Genomic DNA, 21,501 nt, shown 5'->3' on the forward strand with positions numbered 1-21,501 from the left:
CCCCGGACTTCGTCGATCTCTCGCGAAGTCCGGGGCCGTTCGGCGGTCTCTGGGCAGGGTCAGAGCGCGACGCCCAGCAGAGCGTCGACGGTGCGTGAGACGAGCCCGGGCGCACCCTCGTCCGTGCCTCCGCCGGAGGTCTGCTCCGCGGCCCAGCGGTCCACGGCGGCGAGGGCGGCCGGAGCGTCCAGGTCGTCGGCCAGGGCCTCCCGCACCTCCTCGACCAGCGCGTCGGCGGGGAGTCCGTCGGGACGGGAGACGGCGGCACGCCACTTGGCGAGACGCTCTACGGCGTCGGCGAGTACCTGGTCGGTCCACTCCCAGTCGGCCCTGTAGTGGTGGGCGAGCAGGGCGAGCCTGATCGCCGCGGGGTCCACGTCGTCCCGGCGCAGCGCCGACACGAAGACGAGGTTGCCCTTGGACTTGGACATCTTCTCGCCGTTCAGGGCGACCATGCCGGCGTGTACGTAGGCGCGGGCGAAGGGGTGCTCGCCCGTCAGCACCTGGGCGTGCGAGGCGCCCATCTCGTGGTGCGGGAAGGCGAGGTCGGAGCCGCCCCCCTGCACGTCGAAGCTCATCCCGAGGTGGTCGAGCGCGATGGCGACGCACTCGATGTGCCACCCCGGCCTGCCACGGCCGAGGGTGCCGCCGTCCCAGCTCGGCTCGCCCTCACGGGCGGCCATCCAGAGCATCGGGTCGAGCGGGTTCTTCTTGCCGGGGCGCTCCGGGTCACCGCCGCGCTCGGCGGAGAGCAGCCGCATGGCCTCGGCGTCGAGGCCGGAGACCTCGCCGAAGTGCGGGTCGCACTCGACGGAGAAGTACACGTCGCCGTCGAGTTCGTAGGCGGCGCCCGCGTCGCGGAGGCGTTCCACGAGCGGGACGATGCCGGGTATCGCCTCGACGGCCCCGATGTAGTGCTTCGGGGGGAGCATGCGCAGCGCGGTCATGTCCTCCCGGAAGAGAGCCGTCTCGCGCTCCGCGAGCTCGGTCCAGTCCTCGCCGTCGCGCACGGCCCGCTCCAGCAGCGGATCATCCACGTCGGTCACGTTCTGGACGTAGTGAACCTGCCGCTTGGTGTCGAGCCACACGCGCTGAACGAGGTCGAACGCGTTGTAGGTCGCCGCATGACCCATATGGGTCGCGTCGTACGGCGTGATGCCGCAGACATAGATGCGGGCGACGGGACCGGGGTCAAGGGTGATCCGTCCGCCGGTCGCGGTGTCGTGGATCCGAAGGTCGCGGCCCTTGCCAGGCAGGGCGGGGACCTCAGAAGCGGGCCAGGCATGCATGTCATGAGCGTAACCGGATGATGCTTCCGGATACGAACCGGATGGCAGATCGTGGCCGAAGAGGCGGTCTTGCGGACCCGGCGGTTTTCGCCTACGCACCGGGGCCCGGAGCGGCCTGCCGCTCCGGGCCCCGGTGGGGCGGTGTCACACGGGCGGCCACGGGATCGGCGGCCAGTCACCGCTCGGCAGGGGGTGTCGGCCGGACTTGCGGAGGCTCTCCACCCGGCCGCGCAGGGCCTCGATCTCCGCCGCGGTGATCAGTTCCCCCAACCGGGTGGCGAGCGTGGCGCCCGGTTCCAGGCCGTCGGAGAGCCGGTCGAGCACCTCGGCCGCCTCCGCCGTCAGCGGCTCGCCCGCCCACCCCCAGAGGAGCGTGCGCAGCTTGTCGTCGGCGTTGAAGGTGACGCCGTGGTCGATGCCGTACAGCCGCCCGCCGGGAGCGGACAGCAGGTGCCCTCCCTTGCGGTCACCGTTGTTGATCACCGCGTCCAGGACCGCGAGCCTGCGCAGCCGGGGATCGTCGGCGTGCACCAGCAGGGCGGTCTTCCCCTCCCCCACCTCGGCGAAGCCGACCGCCTTCCAGCCGTCCCCGGGCTCCTCGGCCTCGACGAGCGCGAGCAGGGGCGGCAGCCCGTGGACGGACGCCGCGGCGTCCTCGTCGCCGGCCTCCGCCTCGATCCACAGCTGGCACATCCCCTCGCCGTAGGGACCCTCCCGCAGCACCGTGGGCGGCACGAGTCCCCAGCCGGTGGCCTCGGAGATCTCGTACGCGGCGACCTCCCGCTGGGCGAGTGTGCCGTCGGGGAAGTCCCAGAGCGGCTGCTCGCCGGCGACCGGCTTGTAGACGCAGAGGCGTTCCTCGCCCTCGTGCGCGACCGTGCAGTGGAGCACCGCGTTCGACGCGCCCCTGACCCGGCCGAGGACCGTGAGCTCCCCCTCGGCGAGGAGAGTGCGCAGCCCCGCCTCCGTCAGGCCCCGCGACGGTATCCGTTCTGGCGCGGGCATACGTGTCCTTCCGGATCGAGGGGGAGGCTGCAGAGCGGGCAGGGCGGGCGGCCCGCGTTCACGACGTCCAGCGCGCGCTTGGCGAACGCCCGCGCCTGAGCACCGCTCAGCCGGACGCGCAGCATCGGCGGGCCGTTCTCCTCGTCCTGCAGAAGCCTTTCCTCGGCCTCGGCGAGGTCGTCCTCGGAGTCGGCGTCCAGTTCGACGAGGGCCTGCGCCTCGACGATCATGCGCTGCTCCTCGCCGTCCCAGGCGAGTGCCATCGTGCCGACCCTGAACTCCTCCTCGACGGGGGCGTCGAGCGGAGCGCTGTCGGTGACGTCCATGGGTGCCACCGCGGGCACCGGTGAGTTGCCGCCGGTCCGCCGCACGACCTCGTCGAGGAGTTCGTCGATCCGTTCGGCCAACGCGGCGACCTGCGTCTTCTCCAGGGCCACGCTGGTGACCCGTCCGCGCGAGGATGCCTGCAGGAAAAACGTACGGCGGCCAGGCAGCCCGACCGTACCGGCCACGAAACGGTCCGGAGGGTCGTAGAGGAACACCTGACGGGACACGTCCTGTCTCCCTTGAAAAATGTGATGGCGGATGGGGGCGGCCCCGGGGCCCTGCGAGATGTCCCGCAAGGCCTCTACGGCGCGTCCACCCTACTGCGCGGAGCGATCACGGTGCCCCAGCGCCGCCCCCGACGGCCGCATCCGTTGCCCTCTCCCCTGCCGCGTCGGCCCCGATGGCCTGTTCACGTGGTGCCAGGGACGCGAAGTCGCCGGTGTCGCCGAGGCGGAGGAGGAACGGGCGCAGCGAGGTGTAGCGGATCGCGGTGACGGAACACGGGTCGGCGTGCAGGCGCTGGAAGAGGTCGAGGTGCATGCCGAGCGCGTCGGCGACGAGGGCCTTGATGATGTCGCCGTGCGAGCACATCACGTACGTGGCGTCCTCGCCGTGCTCCGCCTCCACACGGGAGTTCCAGTCCCGGACGGCCTCGACGGCCCGGGCCTGCATGGCCCGCATGGACTCACCGCCGGGGAAGGCGGCGGCCGAGGGGTGCTGCTGGACGACCCTCATCAGCGGTTCGTCGGAGAGTTCGGCGAGCTTGCGCCCCGACCAGTCCCCGTAGTCGCACTCGCTGATCCGGTCCTCGATGTGCAGCGGGAGGTCCGGGCGGGCGTCGAGCAGCGGCTGGAGCGTCTCGCGGCAGCGCTGCAGCGGGCTGCTGACGGCTGCCACGAGCGGGAGGGCGGCCAGGCGGCCCGGCAGCGCGGCGGCCTGTTCTCCCCCGCGTTCGTCGAGGGAGACACCGGGGGTGCGGCCGGCGAGCACTCCGGAGGTGTTGGCGGTCGAGCGTCCGTGGCGTACAAGGATGAGCGTGGGCATACCTGCCAGCGTAGAGGTGCGTGAATGCTTCGCGGCAGGGAAGAATGCGCGGGTGATCGTCGACTGCGGAATTTACCGGGACGGGCGTCGGACCGAGGGTCCCGCCGACTTCTCCGATGCCCTCGACGAGGCACGCGCCACCGGGGACGCCTTCGTCTGGATCGGGCTGCACGAGCCGACGGAGAAGGAGTTCGACCTGGTCAGCAGCGAGTTCGCACTGCATCCGCTGGCGGTGGAGGACGCCCTGCGCGCCCATCAGCGGCCGAAGCTGGAGATCTACGACGACTCCCTGTTCGTCGTCATCAAGCCGGTGGTCTACGAGCAGGAGAGCGACACCGTGAGCGCGGGTGAGCTGATGCTGTTCATAGGGGACTCCTTCGTGGTGACGGTGCGCCACGGCGAGGGCGCCCCCCTCGCGGCCGTACGGACCCGGCTGGAGGCCGAGCCCGAGGTCCTGAAACACGGGCCCACGTCGGTGCTCTACGCGGTCAGCGACGCGGTGGTGGACCACTACATCGAGGTCGCGGCGGAGCTCCAGGTCGACCTGGAGGAGCTGGAGGCCCAGGTCTTCGCCCCGACCGGCTCCCGGGACTCCTCGAACACGGCGGCGGCCATCTACACCTTCAAGCGGCAGGTGCTCGAATTCCGCCGGGCGACCAATCCGCTGAGCGCGCCGATGGCGCGGCTGTCGAGCGCGGGGGTGCCGTTCGTCGACGCCGGTTCGCGGCCGTTCTTCCGGGACGTGAACGACCATCTGACGCGTGCCGTCGAGCACGTGGAGGGGCTCGACCGGCTGCTCTCGGACATTCTGTCGGCGCATCTGGCGCAGGTGGGCGTCCGGCAGAACGACGACATGCGGAAGATCTCGGCGTGGGCCGCCATGGCCGCCGTACCCACCATGGTGGCGGGGATCTACGGCATGAACTTCGAGCACATGCCCGAACTCGGCTGGCCGTGGACCTACCCGGCGGTGATCGCGCTGATGGGCGTCGCGGTGGCCGGGCTGTACCGCCTGTTCAAGCGCCGAGGCTGGCTGTAGAGCGCCTCAGGCGTACTCGTTCTCGGGGACGGCGGGGCCGCCGAGCGCGTCGCGCAGGGCGGGCTGTTCGAGGCTCACCATGCGCCGCCATCCCACCAGCCGCTCGTAGGCGTGCATCGCGTGGATGCCCGCGACGAGTACGGCAAACTTGGCGCGGGGCCAGCCCAGCACGGTGCCCATGTGCCTCATCACGGCGATGCTGACGTCGCGGTACACGCGGATCTCGGCCTGGGCGCACTCCCGCAGGACGGACTGGATCGTCCGTCCGTGTCCGGCCCCGGCGAAGCGGAGGAGCTCCTCGTGGCAGTAGGCGAGGTGGTTGTCCTCGTCCCGGGAGATCATCTTCACGGCGCGTCCGAGGACGGGGTGCCCGGCGAAGTGCTTGAGCAGGAGCCGCATCTGCTCGGACGCCCGCTGTTCGGTGACCCTGCTGTGGGCCAGGTAGACGATGATGTCCCGCTCGGTGAGCGGCTCCTCACGGCTGAGCCGGTCGTGTGCCAGGCCGATGCCGTGGCGCTCCAGCAGGAGGGTGTAGTCGGTCTCGTACGGCACCGTCACCGGCTGGAGTCCGCGCTGCTTCAGCAGGGCGTTGAAGATCCGGCCGTGCTTGTCCTCGTCGGCACCGTGGCGGGCGACCTTGGGCGCCAGCTCACGCAGTCCCGGGGGGACGAGCGCGGCGATGCGACCGTTCTCCCAGCCGCCCTGCGTCTCCCCGCCTGCGGCGATCGAGCAGAACAACCGGAACGACTCGTCGTTGTCGAGAATCTCCTGGAACAGACTCTTAGCCGAGAGCATCACTGCCACCTTTCGCACCGGTGTCCGCAGAGGCACAGTCAAATTCGGTACGCGTCGGTAGGCAACACGGGACGGGCCCGGCAGGGCCGAACGGGCGCCCGGCGGCGGCCGGACCTGCCCCGGCGTCCCGGGAGGAGTACGGGGCGTAACCCGGGAGCCGTGCGGGGCGTTGTTCCGTGCGACGGCCGTGGCGGGGAGGACCCCCGAGCCCCCACCACGGCCGTAGTGCTGTGCCGGCTGCTCAAGCGGCGAGGCCGGAACGCTCCAGGGCGTCGGTTCCGGCGCGCAGGGCCGCGAGCCGCTCGTCGAGCGTGAAGCCCGCCGGGGCGAGGGTCAGCGTCGTGACGCCGGCGGCCGCGTAGGCCTGCATACGGTCGGCGATCCGGTCCACCGAGCCGAGCAGCGTGGTCTGGTCGATCAGCTGGTGCGGTACGGCGGCCGCGGCGCCGGCCTTGTCCCCGGACAGGTACTTGTCCTGGATCTCGGCGGCTTCCTTCTCGTAGCCCATGCGCTGGGCGAGCTGGTTGTAGAAGTTCTGCTTGCGGCTGCCCATGCCGCCGACGTAGAGCGCGGTGTACGGGCGGAACATGTCGGCGAGACCGTTGATGTCGTCGCCGATGGCGAGCGGCACGGTGGGACAGACGTCGAAGCCGTCCATCGTCTTCCCGGCCTTCTCCCGCCCGGCCCGCAGGTGCTTCACCGCGGTCTCCTCCAGGTGGTCGGCGGAGGGGAAGATCAGCAGGGCCCCGTCGGCGATCTCGCCGGTCTGCTCCAGGTTCTTCGGGCCGATCGCGGCGATGTAGAGCGGGATGTGCTCGCGCTGCGGGTGGACGGTCAGCTTGATGGGCTTGCCCGGGCCGTCGGGCAGCGGCAGCGTCCAGTGCTCGCCCTCGTAGGACAGGCGCTCCCGGGACATCGCCTTGCGCACGATCTCGACGTATTCGCGGGTGCGGGCCAGCGGCTTGTCGAACTTGACGCCGTACCAGCCCTCGGAGACCTGTGGTCCGGAGACGCCGAGGCCCAGACGGAAACGGCCCCCGGAGAGCGAGTCGAGGGTGGCCGCGGTCATGGCCGTCATGGCGGGCTGGCGGGCCGGGATCTGCATGATGGCGGAGCCCACGTCGATCGACTCGGTCCGGGCTGCGACCCAGGCGAGCACTGTCGGCACGTCGGAGCCGTACGCCTCGGCCGCCCAGCAGACGTCGTAGCCGAGCCGGTCGGCCTCCTGGGCGACGGCGAGGTTGTCGCCGTCCATCCCCGCACCCCAGTAACCGAGATTGATGCCGAGCCGCATACCCACGCTCCCTCTACTGATCAGTAACGTTCCTGTGCCCCGGACTCTAGCGCGGGGCGCCGGAATCCGGCAGGCTCGCCCGGGGGCGAGGGTTGTCCACAGGCCTCCACCCCGTGGTGCCTCGGCCAGTAATCTCAGCGCCCATGGAGCAGAGGCATCTCGGCCGTACCGGCCTTCGTGTGTCCCGGATCGGGCTGGGCACCCTCACATGGGGCCGGGACACCGACGAACACGACGCCGCGGACCAGCTCAAGGCCTTCTGGGATGCGGGCGGCACCCTCGTCGACACCGCCGACGTCTACGGCGGCGGGGAGGCCGAACGCCTGCTGGGGCGCCTTCTGGACAATCTGGTGCCACGGCAGGACCTGGTCGTCGCGACCAAGGCGGGCAGCGTGCCCGACCCCTACCGCCGCTTCGACGGATCGCGGGGGCATCTCCTCGCCGCGCTCGACGCGTCCCTGCGGCGGCTCGGGACGGACTACGTCGATCTGTGGCAGATCCACGCCTTCGACCCCGTGACACCGCTGGACGAGACCCTGCAGGCACTGGACCTGGCCGTGTCCTCGGGGCGCGTCCGGTACGCCGGAGTGTCCAACTTCAGCGGCTGGCAGCTGGCCAAGGCGGCGACCTGGCAGCTCGCCGCGCCCGGGCTGCGCACCCGGCTGGCGTGTACGCAGATGGAGTACTCGCTGCTCCAGCGGGGCGTCGAGCGGGAGGTGCTGCCGGCGGCGCTGGACCTCGGGGTGGGGCTGCTGCCGTCGTCACCGCTGGGCCGCGGTGTGCTGACCGGCAAGTACCGCACCGGCACGCCGTCCGGCTCGCGGGGGGCCTCCGAGCAGCTGGCCCCTTTCGTCGAGCCGTACCTCGACGAGGCGGCGGGCAGGATCGTGGACGCGGTGGCCACGGCCGCCGACGGCCTCGCCACGACGCCCCTCCAGGTCGCGCTCGCCTGGGTGCGCGACCGGCCGGGAGTGGTGGCTCCGGTCGTCGGCGCGCGCAACGCGCAGCAGCTGACCGAGGCGTTGTCAGTGGAGGCGCTTAGTCTTCCTGACGAGATCTGCCAGGCGCTCGACGATGTGTCGGCGCCCGTGCACCGCTATCCCGACCAGGACTGGAGCACGCTGTGACTGCGCATCCCCGGGGAGAATCCCCGGATCCCGCGGCCGAGGACCACGAGGCCGTCGAGGACGCCGTTACCCAGGCCGCCGACGCGCCCGGCACGCCCGACGAGGGCGGCGCGGGGAGCGCGGAGGTGGCGGACGACGGCACGGAGGGCGCACAGGACCTGGAGCAGGCTCCCGGGGCGCCCGCTGCTTCCCCCGCGCCCGCCCTCTCGGAGGCCGAGGCGGAGCTGGCCGCGCAGCGCGAGCTGCGCGAGCGGATCGAGCAGCGCAAGGCCGAGAAGGAAGCGCCTATCGCGGCGGGGACGAAGCTGAGCGGGCCGGCGGCGGATCTGCTCGCGGCGGTCCGCGCGGTGGAGAGCGGCGAGAAGCCGGGCACCGCCTTCTTCGACTCGCCCGCCTCGGCGCCCGCACCCCGCCGGGCGGCCCCCGCTGCCCCGGCCGCGCCCGTGCGTCCCTCCCCGGCCCCGGAGCGGCAGGCGCACCGGGCCGCGTCCCCCGAGGCCGCCGCCTCGGTCGCGGAGGTGCTCGCCGAGGGCGGGGCCCCCGGGGCGCTGGCCGGCCCTGCCGCCGCCCGGCTCGGCGAAGGGGCCGCGGGTGTCCTCCGGGAGGACCCGTGGCAGCTGCTGTCCGTGCCCGGCGTGCGGCCCGAGCAGGCGGACGGCTTCGCGCGGGCGCTGCTGGGCGACGGGTGCGGGCCCGACGACGAGCGGCGCACGGCGGCCCTGGTGGGCTGGCTGCTGGAGCGGGCGGCGCTGCGCGGCCACACGGCGATGGACGCCGACGAGGTGCGGACGGCGCTCGCCGGATTCGCGGTGACCGATCCCGGGGAGGCCGTCCAGCAGGCCGCCGCCGAGGGCGTCGTGCTGGTCTTCCAGGACGACGAGGCCGACGACGGCGCCACGGAGCCGGAGGGCGCCGAGGAGGCCGGGGAGACGCCCGAGGACGGCACGCGGGGGGACGAGGAGCCGGTCACGGTGCTGCTGGGCCTCGACCGGTACGCCCTGGCCGAGGAGAGCCTCGCCGACGGGCTGGCACGCCTCGTCAACACCTGCGAGAAGGGTGCCGACTGGGCGGAGGCCGCTGCCGCCGCCCCGTCCCCTTCGGCGGGCGAGCTGATCCGGGCCGCCGCGACCGCGGGCCTGGTCGCCCACAGCGGGGGCGAGACCGCCCGGGCCGAGCCCGCCGCCCTCGTCGCCGCCGCGCACGGCCTCGGGCTGCGGGCCCTGGGCACCACCCACAGCGAGGACGGGAGGCGCAGGCTGGCGGCCGCGGTCGGTGACCCGGGCTCCGCCGTCACGCTCTCCGCCCTGCTCTCCGGCGAGGGCGGGCCCGGCCGGGACGCGGACGGCGCGTTCGCGCTCGACGTGCTGGTGGTGCTTGACGCCCCGCAGCTCGACGTGGAGACGGCCGCGATGCTGGTGGAGTCGCTCGCCGACGGGACGCGGCTGATCCTGAGCGGCGACCCGGGAGTGCTCGGGTCGGCCGGTGCGGGCCGGGTCTTCGCCGATGTGATCGCGGCTCGGGCCTGTCCGCACGTGGTCTCGCGCACGCCCGACCCCGGACCGATCGGCGAGCTGGTCTCCGGCATCGGGGCCGGGGAGCTCGCCCAGGTCGAGGCGCCCGGCAAGGAAGTGGTGATCGTGCCCGTGCGGGACGCGGGCGAGGCCGTCCACCGCACGGTGCAGTTGGTGGCCGACTCGGTGCCGCGCGCCATCGGCGTACCCTCCTCCGACACCCAGGTGATCACGGTCGGGCACGGCGGCTCGGCGGGCACGACCGCCCTGAACGCCGCGCTCAAGCAGCGGCTCAATCCGGGTCCGGGCCGGTTCGGCGGCTTCGACCCCGGCGACCGCGTGGTCCACGTCCCCTCGCCCGGCAGGGCGGTGCCCGGCTCGGTCGTCTCGGCCGACGCCGAGGGCCTGCACCTGGACTGTGCGGGCACGCCCGTCGTCGTACCGCAGGACCGGGTGGAGAGCTCGGTACGCCACGGCTGGGCGCTCAGCGCCCACCAGGCGGCCGGGATGCGCTGGCCCGCCGCTGTCGTCGTCCTGCCCGGCGACGCCGCCCAGGGACTCAGCAGGCCCTGGGTGTACACGGCGTTCAGCCGTGGGGAGCGGCACCTGTCCGTGGTGCACGGCGTGGACCAGGCCCTGCCGCGCGCGGTGGCCGAGGTGCCCGCCCAGGAGCGGACGACCCGGCTGCGGCCCCTGCTGGAGGCGCTGCCCACTCCGGACGCCTCGTAGGCCCGTCCCTGGGCTCCGACGCCTCGCGGGACGTCGGACGCCGGCCCGGGTGCGCCTGCGCGCCCGGGCCGGCGGACGGTGGGATCAGGCGCGGTCCGGGACGATGTCGTCCAGGTCCCCGTCCAGCTCGTCCTCCTCGTCGAAGACGGAGCTGACGTCGAAGCGGCAGACCACCATCGCGGGATCCGCCTCGTCGAACGGCGCGCCGAGCCACTCCCCCGGCTCGGGCAGCTCCTCCACGGCGGAGACCCAGAGGGTGGAGTCGCCCTCCTCCAGGCCGAACTCCTTGTGCCGGGACGCGATTTCGTCCGCCTCGTACTCGCCGAACACCACTCCCAGCGCGGCATGCACGCCGGCACCGGCGGCCGGCCCGGCGCCGGTGCCCCCGTTTTGTCCGTCCGGATCGAGGTCGGCGAGCCGCTGGGCCTGGGCGAGCAGCCGTGTGGGCTCCGCCACCGCGTAGTCGCGCCTGATCAGCACGCTGACGGCGTGCGGCTCCTCCGGGCCCGCGTAGGGCGGGAGGGAGTCCTCCGCGGCGGGGATCTCGAAGGGGGTGACCTCGTCGTAGCGGTCGTAGAGCAGTTCGTCGTAGACCTCGGCCGCAGCGGCCAGTGCGTTGAACGCGTCGTAGACGGCGGGGTCGTCGTCCCCGGTACGGCGTTCGACTGCCTGGAGGTGGCGGTCGAGCGCGGTTTTGACGGCATCGGCGGCGGCGCGTACCTCGGCAGCGGTGGGCTGCGCAGCATCAGACATAGGACAGACGCTATCCGTACCGGGGGTCTGCCCGCACAATAGATGCGATGCCGGAATACGAATTCATCGACGTGTACGTGCCGCGCGGGGTGTCCCGCAAGGAGGCGGCCCGCCTGCTGACCGACCATGCCGAGTACGGGCACTGGGAGTTGGACCGACTGACGCTGCGCCGTGACGGCAGCCGCCGGGTGCGGCTGCGCCGCCGCATCATCCGCCAGCTCCGGCCCACCTGGTAGGACGGAGCGGGTCCCGCGTGCGCGGAACCCGCTCGTCGGACCGCTGCCGCGCTACCGCTGTGCGGCGCCGCGCGAACGCCGGTACAGGACCGTGCCCGCACCTGCGAGGAGCATGCCCGCGCTCGCCGGGATGAGCAGGTCGAGCCCGCCCCCGCCGGTGTGAGCGAGCTGCTCGCCCGTCACCAGCTGGGTCTCGGGGGCCGGAGGGGCGTCCGGCGTGACCGGCTTCTCCGGGGTGTGCGGCGTCTGCGGCACGACGGGAGGCGGGACCGTCTCCGTGTCGTTCTCGCAGCCGTTGCCGAAGACCGGGTTGAGCAGCCCGCCCACGGTGACGCTGTTGCCGCAGACGTTCAGCGGGATCTCCACCGGCGCCTGCACCTGGTTGCCGGAGAGGATCCCGGGGGACCCCTTCGTCTCCGCCTGGGCCGAGGTGCCGGAGGCGCGGTGCCTGCCCGTCCCCGCCCCGCTGTCGCCCGCCTCTTCGTGCCCGGACGCCCGGCTGCCGGAGCCGTGACCGGACGAGGCGCCGCCGTCGGAGCTGTGCGCGTGGCCGGACTCCGAAGTTCCGTTTCCGCAGTCGTTCCCGCTCGTGGGGTTGAGCAGACCGCCGACGTCCACGGAGTTTCCGCACACGTTGACGGGTACGTCGATCGGGACCTGGATCGAGTTCCCCGAGAGCACTCCCGGTGAACCCGACGCGGCGCCGGCCGCTCCCGCGTCGGCGTGCGCGTAACCGCCGCCGAGCGCGAGCACTCCGCCCGCCGCTGCCATGGTGATCAGGCCTTTGCGTGTGACCTGTCGCATAGGTTGTCTTCCTGCCTTCTGCCTACCGAAATGCCCCGGGCACAGCCGTGCCGGGGGCCGAATGCCCAGCGGCCTCGGGGTGCATGGCGCGCACCCCGAGGCCGACCGGACTCAAACCCTTACGGGTTGACGCGCATCGTCACGCGTTGACGCAGGTGTTGCCGAAGGCGGGGTTCAGCAGCCCGATCACGGAGATCGTGTTGCCGCACACGTTCACCGGAACGTGGACCGGCACCTGAACGACGTTGCCCGAGAGCACGCCGGGGCTGCCGATGGCGGCACCCTGGGCGCCGGCGTCGGCGGAAGCCATACCCGCACCCGCGAGCACGAGACCACCGGTAGCAGCCGCGATTGCGACGACCTTCTTGATCATTATTCCTCCTGATTGACAAGTGCGGTCCCAGCCGCGGACCGCATCACTTGTAACGAGGAGGGAGTGAGGGGGCTACGAGCGCCGGATGCCTTTCACCCTTTCCGGTGAGGTGCGTACAGGCAGGCGAATTCGGTCGACCGAGGGGCTCAGGAGTGGTCGATGAACCGGTCGAGCACCCGGGCGCCGAACTTCAGGCCGTCCACCGGCACCCGCTCGTCCACACCGTGGAACATGCCCGCGAAGTCCAGCTCCGGCGGCAGCTTCAGGGGGGCGAAGCCGAAGCAGCGGATGCCGAGGTCGTCGAAGGACTTCGCGTCGGTGCCGCCGGACAGCATGTAGGGCACGGCACGGGCGATCGGGTCCTCGGCCTTGAGAGCGAGCTGGATCGCGTCCACCAGGGACCCGTCGAAACTCGTCTCCAGCGCCTTGTCGCCGTGCACGTCCTCACGCTTGACCCGCGGCCCGAGGATCCGGTCGAGGTCGGCCAGGAACTCCTCCTCGTAACCGGGCAGGAAGCGCCCGTCCACGTGCGCGGTGGCCTGTCCGGGGATCACGTTCACCTTGTAGCCGGCGCCGAGCATGGTGGGGGCGGCGGAGTTCTGCAGGGTGGCGCCGACCATCTTGGCGATACCACCGAGCTTGGCGAGCGTCGCCTCCATGTCCTCCGGGTCGAGCGGGGTGCCCAGGGCGTCGGACAGCTCGTCGAGGAAGGACCGTACGGTCTTGGTCACCCGGACCGGCCACTTGTGCCGGCCCAGCCGGCCGACGGCCTCGCAGAGCTCGGTGATGGCGTTGTCGTTGTTGGTCATGGAGCCGTGACCGGCGGTGCCGTCCACGGTGAGCCGCATCCAGTGCATGCCCTTCTGCGCCGTCTCCACCAGATAGAGGCGCAGGTTCTCGTTGACGGTGAAGGAGAAGCCGCCGACCTCACCGATCGCCTCGGTGACGCCGTCGAAGAGGTCCCGGTGGTTGTCGACGAGATGGCGCGCCCCGTACGTGCCGCCCGCCTCCTCGTCGGCCAGGAAGGCCAGCACGATGTCGCGCGGGGGCTTGCGGCCGCTGCGCATGCGGTCGCGGACGACCGCGAGGGTCATCGCGTCCATGTCCTTCATGTCGACCGCGCCGCGTCCCCACACACACCCGTCCGCGATCTCGCCGGAGAACGGGTCGTGCGTCCAGTCCGCCGCGTTGGCCGGCACGACGTCGGTGTGCCCGTGGATCAGCAGCGCCGGCTTGGAGGGGTCCTCGCCCTCGATCCGGGCCACGGTGGAGGCACGGCCCTTGTGGGACTCGAAGATCTTCGGCTCCAGCCCGACCTCGGCGAGCTTCTCGGCGATGTACTCGGCGGCGGCCCGTTCTCCGGGGCCGGAGTGGTCGCCGTAATTGCTGGTGTCGATCCGGATCAGGTCACGACAGAGGTCCACGACCTCATTCTCGGCGGTCTCGCCGATGCCGGCCCGGGCCGTGTTGGTCTCGCTCACGCTGCTTCCTTCCACTGTCGCGGTGGTGCTCCCCCTCATCCTCGCGCGCCCGACCCCGCCTGCCCAAGGCCGCCCGGCCCCCGTCATGCGCCTTTCACATGGCAGGGGCGTGATCGAGCACCCTCGAATGTTTGCTATGGTTTTCCACGTCGGAACGGGCCAGGGCCCGCGAGACAGACACCTTGTCCGGGTGGCGGAATGGCAGACGCGCTAGCTTGAGGTGCTAGTGCCCTTTATCGGGCGTGGGGGTTCAAGTCCCCCCTCGGACACCAGCAGAAAACCCCCAGGTCATCCTGGGGGTTTTCGCTTTTCCGGTCCTACTCCCTGATGCGCAGGAAGGTCACGGAATGTGCCGGGAAGGTGTGGGTGAGTACACGTCCGTCGACCCGCAGGGTCGATTTCCGTGGAGCCACCTGCCGGTCGTCGGCGGTGTTCACCGCGTCCGGGGCGGCCTGGAGCGTGGTGACCCGGGCGGTCCGTGAGGCCGGCTCCGCCCCCAGGTCGATCCGGGTCCTGGCATCCGATGCCTGGGCGTTGACCACCTTGACCACGAGCTCGCCGGTGGCGTCGTCGCGGGTGACCACCTGCCGGAAGGGTTCGGCGGGCTTGTCGTCGGTGAAGGTGCCCCACCGCTCGCCGTCGAGGAAGAGGGTGACCTGCCGGCCGCGCACCTGGATGCGGATGTCGTACGTGCGCCCCGTCTCGATCGTGGTGGTGTCCTCGGTCATCGTCTGCCTGGCGCCGTCGACCGCCTTCTCCACGGCGGAGCGGGTGTTGCCCCAGCCGCCGAGGTTCCACCAGTAGGTGTTCCCGGTGTCCTTGACCCCGAAGGCGACGAGGAAGCCCTCCTTGCCCGACTTCTTGGTGGCCTCGACCTTCATGTCGTAGTTCTGCCAGCCGGTGTCCCCCGCCGTGACCAGGGTGTCCTCGGCACTCTCGTCGGACTGGACGTACGCCCCGTCCTGGACGGCCCAGGAGCCGCGTCCGGCGGCCTTCGCCCACTGCGCGTCGCCGCCGGAGAAGTCGTCGCCCATCAGCCGGGTGCCGTCCTCCGCGGTGACCTCGACGTCGTCGTACGCGGCGCTGGTGGCCCAGGTCGACAGGCCGACGGCGCCGGTGATCGGTTCCGTGGTGGCGGGTGTCGGGGAGGAGGTGCTCGGCACGACGCGGTCACCGACGTTGTTCATGAAGAGCTTCTGCACCTCGTAGTTGGCCGACCCCCATGACTTCTCGTTGTCGAACCAGATCATGTCGGGCCGCCACTGCGCGTCGTTGGTGTCGGCGAGCAGCGGGGCGTACGAGGCGAGCTCCACGACGTCGGCGTTGCGTTCCAGGCCCGTCATGTAGGCGGCCTCCGCGAGGGCGTTGGAGAACCTGTTGTCGAGGGAGGCGTACTCACCGAGGAACACCTTCGGTCCCTGGCGGTCGTAGGCGTCGTAACGCGCGTTGTTCTCGAGGAACCACTGCGGGCTGTTGTAGTAGTGCTCGTCGACCATGGCGACATCCGCGTCCCGGTTGAGCTGCCAGGCCCGGTCGAAGGTGGCGCCGCTGTCGTCCGGGCCGGAGTTGCTGATCACGGTGATGTCGGGGTACCTGGCCTCGATCGCCTCGCGGAACTCGGTGAAGCGGGCGAAGAACTCGTCGGGGAGGTTCTCCTCGTTGCCGACCTCGAGGTGGGTGAGGCCGAACGGCGCGGGGTGGCCCATCGCGGCACGCTTGGCCCCCCAGGTGGAGCGCGCCGGGCCGTTGGCGAACTCGATCAGGTCGAGGGTGTCCTGGATGTGCCGCTCCAGCACTTCGGGGTCGTCGGTCGCCTTGTTCTGGCCGCAGCCGGTGACGAGGGCGGGCACGACGGGCAGGGCCATCGCCCCGATGTCCTCGGCGAACTGGAAGTACTCGTAGTACCCCAGGCCGTAGGTCTGGTTGTAGCCCCAGAAGTTGGCGTTTACGGGACGCTGCTCGACCGGGCCGATGGTCTCCTTCCACTGGTAGGAGCGCTTGCGCTCCCAGCCGGGAGCCTCGTAGGCCTCGTGGCTGCCGGTGTTGACGAGGCAGCCTCCGGGGAAGCGCAGGAAGCCGGGGTCCAGCGCGGCGGTCTTCTCCGCGAGGTCCTTGCGCAGGCCGTTCGCCCGGCCCTTGTAGGTGTCGTGGGGGAAGAGCGAGATCATGTCGAGCCGTACGGTGCCGCTGCCGCCCGCCGTGACGGTGAGGCGGCCGTCCGCCGCGGAGGTGCGAGCGGTGAGAGTTCCGGTGTACTTGGTCCAGCGGTCGCCGCGAGCCGTGACGCGCAGGGGCGCGGCGAGGGCGGTGCCGTCCGCCGTGGCCGCCCCGACGGTCAGGGAGGTGCCCTCGGGGCGGTCGGTGCGGGCCCATACGGAGAAGTCGTAACGCTTTCCCTTGCGCAGGGTCAGGCCCTGGTTGTAACCGGAGTTGATGACTCCGAAGCCTGCTCCGCGGTCTCCCGCGCCGTCCAGGTCGAGGCGGAGATAGCGCCGGTTGCGTTCGTTGAGCCGCCGGCCGTCGTCCACGGTCGTGGCGGTTCCCGTGCCGCCGGCGACCGAGGTCTCGCTCCACGCGGTCATGGGTGAGTACGCGGCGTTGTCGGCGCGGTCGTACTCGAAGGACCGGTTCTGGACGAGTTCGGCGTAGAGGCCGCCGTCCGCCGCGTGGTTGATGTCCTCGTAGAAGACGCCGTACATCGACTCGCTGATGGCGGGGCCCGTGCGGTCGGGGTGGACGGTGAGGGAGTAGTCGGTCGCGTCCGCCCGGGACGGACCGTCGTCGGCGCGGGTGGGTGCTGCCACCAGCGTGCCGAGCAGGAGGGCGATGACCGGGACGGTGAGTCTCGGCCACAGGTGCGGGTGCGGCATGGACGCTCCAGGGATCACTGTTCGACATATCGGACATTGACCAGAACTTCGAACGCAAGATAGGCAGGACGTCGCAGCGGGTCAACGCCTCTGCCTCAACTGGCCGGGACACACCCTCACGAGCGCACGGGGACCCCGAAGTCGGGAGTGCCGTCCGCACGCCAGCCGAACGGCTGGACACGGGTGTGGCGGTTGGGGTCGTGCAGCGGATCGCCGGTGATCTCCTCGTACGGCCGGGCGTGGTAGACGAGCACGTCCGTGCGGCCGTCCTCGGCGACGGTGAAGGAGTTGTGGCCGGGGCCGTACTGACCCGATTCCTCGCTGCCGGCGAAGACGGGCTCCGGGGACTTGGCCCAGGAACGCGGATCCATCAGATCGCTGCGGGAGTCGGCGGTGAGCAGGCCCATGCAGTAGTTGGCGTCGGTCGCGCTCGCGGAGTACGTCATGAAGACACGGCCGTTCCGCTTGATCACCGCCGGCCCCTCGTTGACCTTGAAGCCGACGCATTCCCAGGCGTACTCGGGTGTGCTGAGCCGGATCTGAGGCCCGGTCAGCGTGAGGGGGCCGGCCATCCGCGAGAGGAAGAGCCCGGTGTTGTTGTCGAGCCCCGGCTCGTACTGCGCCCAGGCGAGGTAGCGGTCGCCGCGGTGGGTGAAGGTGTGGGCGTCGAGGGAGAAGGTGTCCCAGGCGGTGGTGAGCTGACCCTTTTCGGTCCAGGTGCCGCGGGACGGGTCGGGGTTCGCGTTCTCCAGCACCCAGATCCGTATCTTCCACACGTCGTCGGCCGGGGCCGCGGCGAAGTAGACGTACCACTTGCCGTCGATGCGGTGGAGCTCCGGCGCCCAGATGTGGGCGGCCATGTCCCCGGTGGCGTGCCTGGTCCAGATCACCGCTTCCCTGGCGGTGCTGAGGCCGCGCAGGGTGCGGGAGGAACGCAGGATGATCCGGTCGTACTCGGGGACGCTGGCGGTGAAGTAGTAGCGGCCGTCGGTGTGCCGCGTGATGTGCGGGTCGGCGCGCTGCTCGACCAGCGGATTGCGGTACGGGGCCCGCCCTTCGGCGGCGTGTGCGACGCCGGGCGCGGCGGTGAGTGCCCCCGCCGCCAGGGCTCCCCTCAGCATGGTCCTGCGGCTGGGCACTTCGGCTCGGCTCATGGGTATCGCCTCTCACGTGGGGAGCTCACCCGGAAACTTTCGTGGGGATATCGCTCGGGGACTTCTCGTGGGGAACGGCGTGGAGCGGGATTCACCGGACCGCGCGCGCCGGGACCAGTTCCTGCGCCCGCAGTTCGCCGACGACGAGCGCGGCGTACTCGGTGGCACCGCGCGCCGAGGTGTGGGTGTTGTCGCGCTTCTCGTCGTAGAGGTAGAGCGCCTTGGACCCCTCGGGGCCGAGCCCCTCGACCCGGGCCCTGGTGAGGGCGGTGAGGTCGACGAGCGGGGTGTGCTGCTCGGCGGCGAGCGCACGCACCTCGGTGGGCAGGTCGACGCCCAGCCCGTTGACCAGCAGCGCGGTGCCGTTGTCGAGGGTGCCGTCGGCGTTGAACCAGCGGCGGACGATCGGCGTGACGAGCACGGGGCGCCCGCCATCGGCCCGTACGCCCTCGATCATCGCGGTGAGGTTGGCGCGGTAGGTCTCGCGGTCGGTCTGCTTGTCGTTGTGGGCGAGCTGGATGAGCACGAGGTCGCCGTGGTGGATACGGCTCCGGAGGGCGGGGAAGAGCGCGGGGTTGTCCCGGAACGTCTGCGAGCTCTCGCCGGAGTCGGCGTAGTTGGCCACGGACAGCCGGTCGGTGAGGTACTGCGGGAGCTGCTGGCCCCAGCCCGAGTAGGGGTCACCCGGCTGATCGCAGACGGTGGAGTCGCCGGCGAGCAGGATCTGGGGCACCCGGGCGCGCTCGACGTGCAGCGAGGCGAGCTGCGGGGCGGCGCCGCCGAAGGTGAGGTCGAGCCCCGGGCTGCCGGTGGCCCCGGTGGGTTCGCCCTCGGGGTCGCGCACATCCACGGTGAAGGTGCGGCGGAGGGTCCTGCCGGGGGCGTTCGGGGTCTCGGCGAGCACGGATCTGCGGGACTCCGCGGTGACCGCCGTGGAGCCGGCCTCCGCACCACCCCCGAGGACGGCCCGGACACGGTAGGTGCCGGGGGCGACGTCGAAGTGGCAGACGACGGGCGCGGTACCGGTGCAGTGGTCCCGCCCGGCCGCGACGCGGCCCTCGGCTCCGGCGGGAGCGGCCGCCAGGGTGGTCAGGGCCGCGGCGGCGGTGCAGGCGGCCAGCAGTACGGATCCGGCTCGGCGCATGGCGGGTCTCCTGGGTTGAATGGATTCAGCGGGGCCAGACCATACGCGGTCGCGCAAGCGCTTTCTACGGTGCGAACAGCTTTCTCCGGACCTCTTGACGGGGGTCATCGGCGGCCCTAACGTCGGTCCGATTCCACGAACGCAGTCCGATATTTCGAACGACCGTCGGGAGAGTCATGCGTCCGCACCTCACCGGGAGAGCCTTCGGCCCTCTGCTGCCCCTGCTGTCCCTCGTCGTCGGTCTGCTCGCGTTCCCCGCCGGCACGGCTCAGGCAGGGCCCGCCCCGACGGGCGACCGGGCCGCCACCGCACGGGCCGCCACCTCGCTCACGGTCCACGGACTCGGCGACGTACGCGGCAACCTGACGCTGCCCGTCGACGGCGCACACGGCACCTCCGTCACCTGGAGGTCCCACAAGCCCCGCGTCATCGACGCGACGGGGATCGTGCACCGCCCGGAACCCGGCGCGGGCCCGGAGCGGGTGAAGCTCACCGCGGTCGTCACGCGCGGGAGGGCCGCCACGCGCCGCACGTTCACCGCCTCCGTGCCCGAACTGCCCCGGAAGCAGGCCTACACCGGCTATGCCATGAGCTACTTCACCGGTGAGGGCACCGCCGACGGCGAGCAGATACGCATGTCGCTCAGCCGGGGTGACGACGCCCTGCACTGGCAGGAGCTGAACGGCGGCGAGCCGGTGCTCACCTCGGATCTCGGCACCGGCGGGCTCCGCGACCCGTTCATCATCCGCTCCCCGGAGGGCGACACGTTCTACCAGATCGCCACCGACCTCCGGATGTACGGGGGCAGCGGCGGCAGCTGGGACCAGGTGCAGCGCACCGGCAGCAGGTCGGTGATGGTCTGGGAGTCCGAGGACCTGGTGAACTGGACGGACCGGCGGCTGGTCGAGGTGGCGCCGGAGACCGCGGGCAACACCTGGGCACCCGAGGCCTATTACGACGAGGAGCTCGGCTCGTACGTCGTCTTCTGGGCCTCGAAGATCTACGCCCCCGACGACCCGGAACACACCGGCAGCACCTACAACAAGATGATGTACGCGACGACGCGCGACTTCCGCACCTTCAGCGAGCCGGCCGTATGGCACGACCCCGGATACTCGGTGATCGACTCGACGGTCATCCGTCACGACGGCAGCTACTACCGGTTCACCAAGGATGAGCGGAACCCGTCGTCGGACACCCCCTGTTCCAAGTTCATCACCGTGGAGAAGTCCCAGGAGCTGACCTCCGGCGCCTACGGTCTCGTCGCTGACTGCGTCGGCAAGGGCGCGGTCGAGCGCGGCGAGGGCCCGGCTGTCTTCAAGTCCAACACCGAGGAGAAGTGGTACCTGCTCATCGACGAATTCGGCGGCCGGGGCTACGTCCCCTTCGAGAGCACCGATCTCGATTCGGGGCACTGGTCCGTGTCCACCGACCACTCCCTCCCGGCGGGCGCCCGGCACGGCACGGTGCTGCCGGTCACGCAGGAGGAGTACGAGCGTCTGCTGGGGGCCTACGCGGTGGGATGATGGAGGGCCCTGCCCGTCCCTCCCGGGCCCCTCCGGCGACAAGGACCGACGCGATGAGAGGACGGGCGAAGCCTCCCGCCGCCCCGCTCCCCCAGCGCGCGGGCGTCGACCCGGTGCGGGTGCGGCTCCCGGCGGATCCGGCGGGGGCGTGGCCCACCGTCCGGGACCACCTCCTGGCCCGGTTCGCCGGCGCGATCGGCGCCGCGCGGGTGGACGTCATGCTCGCCGAGGGCAGGGTCGTCGGTGCGGACGGCGGTGCGGTACGGGCTGACGAGCCGTATACGGCCGGGCGCCACCTCTGGTTCCACCGTGACTTCGCACCCGAGGAGCCGGTGCCGTTCCCCATCGGCGTCGTGTACCGCGACGACCACCTGTTGATCGCGGACAAGCCGCACTTCCTGGCCACCACCCCGCGCGGCCGGCATGTCACCGAGACGCTGGTCGCCCGGCTGCGCGACGGGCTGGGACTGCCCGAGCTGCAGCCCGCGCACCGGCTGGACCGGCTGACGGCGGGCCTGGTGCTCTGTGTCGTACGGGCCGGGGACCGGGGCGCGTACCAGACGCTGTTCCGGGACCGGCTGGTGCACAAGGAGTACGAGGCGGTGGCTCCGTACGCTCCGGAGCTCGCGCTCCCGCGCACCGTGCGGAGCCGGATCGTGAAGGAGCGCGGGGTCATCGCCGCGCGCGAGGAGCCGGGGACCGCGAACAGCGAGAGCCGGATCGAACTCGTCGAGCACCGGGGCACCTTCGGCCGCTACCGGCTGGTGCCGGCGACCGGCCGCACCCATCAGCTGCGGGTCCATATGAACGCGCTGGGGCTGCCGTTGGTGAACGATCCGGTCTATCCGGTGGTGGAGCCCGAGCCGGAGCACGCGGACTACGGGCGGCCGTTGCAACTGCTCGCGAAGGTCCTGGAGTTCACCGACCCGGTCACGGGTGAGCCGCGCCGCTTCGAGAGCGGGCTGCGGCTCTCCGCGTGGCCGGACCGGTGAGCCCCGCC

At 71.6% G+C, this 21,501-nt stretch carries 18 protein-coding genes, 1 tRNA gene and 1 pseudogene; 7 read left to right on the forward strand and 13 right to left on the reverse strand.

What is annotated here, in order from left to right; translation table 11 throughout:
- Positions 1–59: 59 nt before the first annotated feature.
- The 4 genes from mshC to OG379_RS08290 all read right to left on the reverse strand — a co-directional run bounded on the left by mshC (position 60) and on the right by OG379_RS08290 (position 3,665).
- Positions 60–1,289 (reverse strand): cysteine--1-D-myo-inosityl 2-amino-2-deoxy-alpha-D-glucopyranoside ligase, encoded by a 1,230-nt coding sequence (gene mshC, locus OG379_RS08275; RefSeq protein ID WP_393758112.1) that lies wholly within the window; start codon positions 1,287–1,289, stop codon positions 60–62.
- Positions 1,290–1,433: 144 nt separating this feature from the next.
- Positions 1,434–2,294, reverse strand: a complete 861-nt coding sequence (locus tag OG379_RS08280) for an SCO1664 family protein (protein WP_405660798.1) — start codon at positions 2,292–2,294, stop codon at positions 1,434–1,436.
- Positions 2,258–2,848, reverse strand: a complete 591-nt coding sequence (locus OG379_RS08285; RefSeq protein ID WP_104790241.1) for a DUF3090 domain-containing protein — start codon at positions 2,846–2,848, stop codon at positions 2,258–2,260. The genes OG379_RS08280 and OG379_RS08285 overlap by 37 nt, the downstream gene beginning before the upstream one ends.
- A gap of 106 nt (positions 2,849–2,954) precedes the next feature.
- On the reverse strand, positions 2,955–3,665 hold the full coding sequence (locus tag OG379_RS08290) for a histidine phosphatase family protein (RefSeq protein ID WP_405660801.1): 711 nt from the start codon (positions 3,663–3,665) through the stop codon (positions 2,955–2,957).
- Between the two features lie 52 nt (positions 3,666–3,717).
- Between OG379_RS08290 and corA the strand changes: the two genes are divergently transcribed.
- The gene (corA, locus tag OG379_RS08295; protein ID WP_405660803.1) at positions 3,718–4,704 is read left to right on the forward strand and encodes a magnesium/cobalt transporter CorA; all 987 of its coding nucleotides are present in this window, start codon (positions 3,718–3,720) and stop codon (positions 4,702–4,704) included.
- 6 nt (positions 4,705–4,710) lie between these two features.
- Here the strand turns inward: corA and OG379_RS08300 are convergent, their stop codons facing one another.
- Both OG379_RS08300 and OG379_RS08305 read right to left on the reverse strand, forming a co-directional pair.
- Positions 4,711–5,499, reverse strand: a complete 789-nt coding sequence (locus tag OG379_RS08300) for a ferritin-like domain-containing protein (RefSeq protein ID WP_405660806.1) — start codon at positions 5,497–5,499, stop codon at positions 4,711–4,713.
- Positions 5,500–5,740: 241 nt separating this feature from the next.
- Entirely contained in the window at positions 5,741–6,793 is a 1,053-nt protein-coding gene (locus OG379_RS08305) for an LLM class F420-dependent oxidoreductase (protein ID WP_393758103.1), read from the reverse strand.
- A gap of 143 nt (positions 6,794–6,936) precedes the next feature.
- On the opposite strand from OG379_RS08305, the gene OG379_RS08310 reads away from it, so the two are divergent.
- Positions 6,937–7,920: an aldo/keto reductase gene (locus tag OG379_RS08310; protein ID WP_405660809.1), complete on the forward strand. Its 984-nt coding sequence runs from the start codon at positions 6,937–6,939 to the stop codon at positions 7,918–7,920.
- Entirely contained in the window at positions 7,917–10,160 is a 2,244-nt protein-coding gene (locus tag OG379_RS08315) for a helix-hairpin-helix domain-containing protein (RefSeq protein ID WP_405660811.1), read from the forward strand. Before OG379_RS08310 ends, OG379_RS08315 begins: the two co-directional genes overlap by 4 nt.
- 84 nt (positions 10,161–10,244) lie before the next feature.
- On the opposite strand, the gene OG379_RS08320 is transcribed toward OG379_RS08315, so the two are convergent.
- Positions 10,245–10,913 carry a hypothetical protein gene (locus OG379_RS08320; RefSeq protein ID WP_405660813.1) on the reverse strand — a complete coding sequence of 223 codons (669 nt, stop codon included), beginning with the start codon at positions 10,911–10,913 and terminating at the stop codon, positions 10,245–10,247.
- Positions 10,914–10,960: 47 nt separating this feature from the next.
- On the opposite strand from OG379_RS08320, the gene OG379_RS08325 reads away from it, so the two are divergent.
- Positions 10,961–11,149, forward strand: a complete 189-nt coding sequence (locus OG379_RS08325; RefSeq protein WP_053930948.1) for a DUF5703 family protein — start codon at positions 10,961–10,963, stop codon at positions 11,147–11,149.
- A 51-nt stretch (positions 11,150–11,200) separates the two neighbouring features.
- Here the strand turns inward: OG379_RS08325 and OG379_RS08330 are convergent, their stop codons facing one another.
- From OG379_RS08330 to OG379_RS08340, 3 genes are all read right to left on the reverse strand, one after another.
- Complete coding sequence (locus OG379_RS08330) at positions 11,201–11,953, reverse strand: chaplin (protein ID WP_405660816.1); 753 nt, start codon at positions 11,951–11,953, stop codon at positions 11,201–11,203.
- A 139-nt stretch (positions 11,954–12,092) separates the two neighbouring features.
- Positions 12,093–12,326: a chaplin ChpH gene (gene chpH / locus OG379_RS08335; RefSeq protein WP_014157166.1), complete on the reverse strand. Its 234-nt coding sequence runs from the start codon at positions 12,324–12,326 to the stop codon at positions 12,093–12,095.
- 146 nt (positions 12,327–12,472) lie between these two features.
- Positions 12,473–13,807, reverse strand: coding sequence for a M20/M25/M40 family metallo-hydrolase (locus OG379_RS08340; RefSeq protein ID WP_393758092.1), 1,335 nt, complete (start codon positions 13,805–13,807; stop codon positions 12,473–12,475).
- A 184-nt stretch (positions 13,808–13,991) separates the two neighbouring features.
- On the opposite strand from OG379_RS08340, the gene OG379_RS08345 reads away from it, so the two are divergent.
- Positions 13,992–14,079: transfer RNA gene (locus OG379_RS08345), tRNA-Leu, on the forward strand.
- Positions 14,080–14,124: 45 nt separating this feature from the next.
- Here the strand turns inward: OG379_RS08345 and OG379_RS08350 are convergent.
- From OG379_RS08350 to OG379_RS08360, 3 genes are all read right to left on the reverse strand, one after another.
- Complete coding sequence (locus OG379_RS08350) at positions 14,125–16,677, reverse strand: alpha-L-arabinofuranosidase C-terminal domain-containing protein (RefSeq protein WP_405660819.1); 2,553 nt, start codon at positions 16,675–16,677, stop codon at positions 14,125–14,127.
- A 116-nt stretch (positions 16,678–16,793) separates the two neighbouring features.
- Positions 16,794–17,831, reverse strand: a complete 1,038-nt coding sequence (locus OG379_RS08355; protein ID WP_405660821.1) for a family 43 glycosylhydrolase — start codon at positions 17,829–17,831, stop codon at positions 16,794–16,796.
- A 91-nt stretch (positions 17,832–17,922) separates the two neighbouring features.
- Positions 17,923–18,975 carry a rhamnogalacturonan acetylesterase gene (locus OG379_RS08360; protein ID WP_405660823.1) on the reverse strand — a complete coding sequence of 351 codons (1,053 nt, stop codon included), beginning with the start codon at positions 18,973–18,975 and terminating at the stop codon, positions 17,923–17,925.
- A gap of 293 nt (positions 18,976–19,268) precedes the next feature.
- Between OG379_RS08360 and OG379_RS08365 the strand changes: the two are divergent.
- Together OG379_RS08365 and OG379_RS08370 are read left to right on the forward strand one after the other, a co-directional pair.
- Positions 19,269–20,489, forward strand: a pseudogene (locus tag OG379_RS08365) (immunoglobulin-like domain-containing protein); the annotation flags it as partial.
- Positions 20,490–20,554: 65 nt separating this feature from the next.
- Positions 20,555–21,493, forward strand: a complete 939-nt coding sequence (locus tag OG379_RS08370) for a pseudouridine synthase (RefSeq protein ID WP_405660825.1) — start codon at positions 20,555–20,557, stop codon at positions 21,491–21,493.
- Positions 21,494–21,501: the final 8 nt, after the last annotated feature.

This window comes from Streptomyces sp. NBC_01166 (genome assembly GCF_045039765.1).
Taxonomy (GTDB): domain Bacteria; phylum Actinomycetota; class Actinomycetes; order Streptomycetales; family Streptomycetaceae; genus Streptomyces.